This is a genomic window from Chloroflexota bacterium, assembly GCA_014360805.1.
Classification (GTDB): Bacteria; Chloroflexota; Anaerolineae; order DTLA01; family DTLA01; genus DTLA01.
On sequence record JACIWU010000136.1, the window covers coordinates 1 to 4,167 of the forward strand.

A 4,167-nucleotide genomic window follows, 5' to 3' on the forward strand; every position below is an offset into this window, starting at 1 on the left:
GGCTCCACCGAACAGCACGGCCCCCACATGCCGCTGGGCACCGACTTCCTCACCGCAGAGGAGTTCGCGAGGCGACTGGGCGAGCGCGCCGATGTCATCGTTACACCCACGATTCCCATCGGCTACGCCAAGTACCACACCAGTTTCCCCGGCACCCTTTCCGTCAGCGAAGACACCCTGGCGAACATGCTTATGGAAATCTGCGAAGACCTGGTCGCCTACGGGGCCACACATATCCTGTTCGTTAACGGCCACGGCGGAAACATGCAAGCCATCCGCCAGTGCGGCGAGATGCTGCGCGAGATGTGCATCCCCATGGCCACCGCCGTGTACTGGAAGGTCATCCAGACCGTGAATCCCAACTGGCTGCCCATCGGTCACGGAGACTACGTTGAGACGTCTCTGGTGTTGGCGCTGGACGAATCGCTGCCCAACATGCAGATCGCCAAGATTCCGACCAGCAAGAACCTCAGCGACACCATTACCCTGGACACGCCGCACGACGCACGATTCAACGGCGGCTCGGTCTTCGTGAACCTCATCACGGCTGACATTACGGACAGCGGCGATATGCTGGAGTTGGGCCTGTCCGCTGCTAGCCGCTACGACATCCCGCCCACCGCCGGCTCCAAGGAGATGGGCGAGAAGATTTACCAAGGGATCACCGATTACCTGGTGAAGTTTGTTGAGGAGTTCCGCAAAGTTACGCTGCCGCCCGTGGACTCGCTGGGCCCGCTGGCGAAGTAGCAGATTTCTTGTGGAGGTGTTTCACCATGACAACCGAGTTGCGAGTAGGAAACTTCTCCGCGCTCACGGGTGAGAAGGTTACAGGGGTTCAGGAAGTGCAGGTGGACGGACATACCGTCCCGGTTCCCCTGTTCCTGATTCACGGCGCGAAGCCCGGCCCCACGTTGGTCATTACGGCGGGAGTCCACGGCGCGGAGTACGCCAGCATCGCTGCCGCGCTGGAAGTCGGCCAAACCTTGGCCCCGAAGGCCGTGCATGGCAGCGTCATCGTGGCGCCGGTGGTGAATATGCCCGCCTTCCGGGCGCGGTCCATCTACGTCTGCCCGCTGGATGGCAAGAACCTGAACCGCGTCTTCCCCGGCGACAAGAATGGCTCCGCGTCCGAGCAACTGGCATACTGGCTGTTCCAGAACCTGCTCAAGCGCGCAGACTACTATGTAGATTTGCATGGCGGAGACCTGGTGGAGGCCCTGATCCCCTTCACGATCTTCAATGTCTCCGGCAACGCGCAGGTGGACGAGAGGTCCAAGGAACTGGCGCAGGTGTTCGGCATCCCGTACGTCGTCCGCAGCGAAACGCGCGGGTCCACCTACTCCGCGGCCGCGCACGAGGGCATCCCAAGCATGTTGGCCGAGGCGGGCGGGCAGGGCCTGTGGCCGCGCGAAGCCGTTACCCTCCTGACCAACGGCGTGAACCGTCTGATGCGCCACATCGGCATGCTGGACGGCCCGGCCCCAGAACCGGTGTCCACGCAGGTGCTGGACAAGTTCATCTGGCTGCGCAGTGAGCACGACGGCTACTATTACCTGGATGTGTCCGTGGGCGATGTGGTCGCGAAGGGCCAGAGGCTGGGCAAAATCACCGATTACCAGGGGAACGTGCTACAGACCGTAGACTCACCAGCGGACGGGCGCATCCTGTTCCTCGTATCATCGCTGGCCATCAATAAGGGCGACCCGCTGCTGGCAGTTGGCGCATAAATCGCCGCATACAGGACACAATCATCATTCACTGAAGATGACAAGGAGGCGCTGTATGTTGCTGGAACAAATGAACTGGATGCAGGTGGAGCAATACCTCAAGAAGGATGACCGCCTGGTGTTGGTGCTGGGTTCTACCGAGGAGCACGGGTACTATAGCGTGGCCACGGACACGCAGTGCCCCTGGGAAATCGCCAAGGCTGCGTGTGAGCAGGAGAATGTAGTCCTGGCGCCCGCTCTTCCGTATGGCCCATCCTTTGGCCTCATGGCGTACCCGGGCACCGTGAACATAGAGTATGCCACTTACCTGAACCTGGTGGAGCAGATTCTCCAGTCGTTCATTCAGCACGGGTTCCGCAGGATTCTGATCCTGAACGGCCACGGCGGCAACAAGATCGCCGAACGGTTGGCGGGCATTCTCCGGCAGAAGAACCCAGGCGTGATGATCAAATTCCGCTCGTGGTACCTGTTGCCCAGCGTCCTGGAGTTCATGGAGCGCCTTGGCGGCAAGGAGAATCATCATGGCGCCTGGATTGAAGGCTTCCCGTGGATCAATCAGGTCGCGCCACTGCCGCAGGGCCGTAAACCCGACGTGGACTGGACCGACTTCCATAGCCTGACACCGCGTGAAATCCGCGAGAGGCTAGGCGATGGTACAGGCGGCGGCGAATACGCACGCGACGAGAAGACCATGCGCGAGTACTTCCAGGTCGCCGTCCGAGACGTGGTGCAAATCCTGAGAGGCCCATGGGACGCCTAGCCGAACCATCATGGGCAAACAGAAAGGGGGGATTGCCTGGCACAGTGCAAACCGACATTTGTCAAGCGAGTGACCCATCATCAAAATGCGAGAAGGAGGATGCAAAATGATTAGAAGGAGACTTTTGGCCGTTCTCAGCGTGCTGGTCCTGGTGGCCATGGTGCTGGTGAGTTGTGGGCCGAAGGCCACGCCCACCACCGCGCCACAGCCGACCACGGCGCCCACGCAGGCCCCAGCGGCGACCACCGCGCCAGCCGCGCCAACGCCGGTGCCCACCCAACCGCCCGCCCCTGCCGTCAAACGCGGAGGGACCCTGAAGTGGGCGCGCAATGCGATCCCCGAGAACTTTGACATGGCCTGGACGGAAGCCAACGCCGACGTCTGGATCATGGTGAATGTCTTTGAGCCGCTGGTGCGGGTGGATCGCACGGGGACCAAGATTGAGCCGGCACTCGCCGAATCGTGGACGGTGAGCGACGATGGGCTTACCTACACGTTCAAGATGCGGCCCGGCCTGAAGTTCCATGACGGCACGGACGTTACCACGGAAGATGTCGTTTACTCCCTCATTCGTGCGCGGGACACGGGCCCCTGGAACTGGAGCCTCGCGAACGTGGAGACCGTAGAGGCCGTGGACAATTCTACCGTCCGCCTGAAACTCAAAGAGAAGTCGGCTGATTTTCTTGCCGGCCTGGCCCTGTTCAGCAACGGCATCTTCCCCAAGAAAGCCTTTGAGGCCGCAGGCTCCCCAGAGGAGTTCTTCAAGAAACCCATCGGCACCGGCCCGTTCATGGTTGCCGACTGGGTCGTCGGCGAGTACATGGTGCTCAAGAAGAACCCCTACTACTGGGAGATGGGCGTGGATGGCAAGCCGCTGCCCTACCTGGACGAGATTCGGCTGACCCAGGTCGCCGAAGACAGCACGCGCGTGCTCCAGGTGCAATCGGGCGAGATTGACGCCACCGACGCCATCCCGTTCAGCCAGGTGGCCGCGCTCAAGAACGATCCGAACGCCGTGCTCACACTGTGGCCATCTACCCAGACCTACTACATCTTCCTGAACCACACAAAGCCGCCCTTTGACGATGTCAAAGTGCGCCAGGCGCTGAACTACGCCATTGACCGGCAGGCGCTTCTGGATGTCGTGCTCCACGGCAACGGCGAGGTGGCCAAATCCTTCATGCCCAAGGCTTCGCCGTGCTGGAACCCGAATCTGGAGGGCTTCCCGTACAATCTGGAGAAGGCGAAGCAACTCATTGCCGAATCCAAATACCCCAACGGCTACAAGGGCGTGAAACTGGAAGTGCCCAGCGGGCGCGTGATCGGGCGCGACCAGGCCACCGTCCTCAAGGAGATGTGGGCCAAGATCGGCATTGAGGTAGAGGTCAACGAGATTGAGGGCGGGCTGCTCGGCGACAAGTTCCGTAACGGCACGTTTGAGGCCATCTCGGGGTACCAGTGGACCAACGACGTCATTGACCCGGCGCAGCAAGTGGCCTGGTTCGTCGTGGACCCGGCAGTTCACTCGGGGTGGAAGAACGACCGCGCTGTGGAACTGACCATGAAGGCCGCCGTGGAACTGGATCCCCAGAAGCGGTGTGAGATGTATTACGAGATCCAGAAGATCTACAACGACGAGGCAGTGGAGATCCCGCTGTACCACACACCGTTCACGACCTT

4 protein-coding genes are annotated in these 4,167 nt (G+C 61.1%); all 4 read left to right on the plus strand.

Annotated elements, in window-relative coordinates; genetic code table 11:
• Nucleotides 1-747: creatininase family protein (locus H5T65_13920; protein MBC7260324.1), on the plus strand; the 747-nt coding region annotated here is incomplete at its 5' end.
• 26 nt (nucleotides 748-773) lie between these two features.
• Entirely contained in the window at nucleotides 774-1,727 is a 954-nt protein-coding gene (locus tag H5T65_13925; protein MBC7260325.1) for a succinylglutamate desuccinylase/aspartoacylase family protein, read from the plus strand.
• A 55-nt stretch (nucleotides 1,728-1,782) separates the two neighbouring features.
• Nucleotides 1,783-2,487 (plus strand): creatininase family protein, encoded by a 705-nt coding sequence (locus H5T65_13930; GenBank protein MBC7260326.1) that lies wholly within the window; start codon nucleotides 1,783-1,785, stop codon nucleotides 2,485-2,487.
• Nucleotides 2,488-2,593: 106 nt separating this feature from the next.
• Nucleotides 2,594-4,167, plus strand: a 1,574-nt coding sequence (locus H5T65_13935) for an ABC transporter substrate-binding protein (protein ID MBC7260327.1), incomplete at its 3' end; no start/stop codon positions are given.

Excerpts from the sequence above, each read along its gene's own strand:
- H5T65_13930 (MBC7260326.1), top strand. The coding sequence starts at position 1,783 with ATGTTGCTGGAACAAATGAACTGGATGCAGGTGGAGCAATACCTCAAG.
- H5T65_13925 (MBC7260325.1), top strand. The coding sequence starts at position 774 with ATGACAACCGAGTTGCGAGTAGGAAACTTCTCCGCGCTCACGGGTGAG.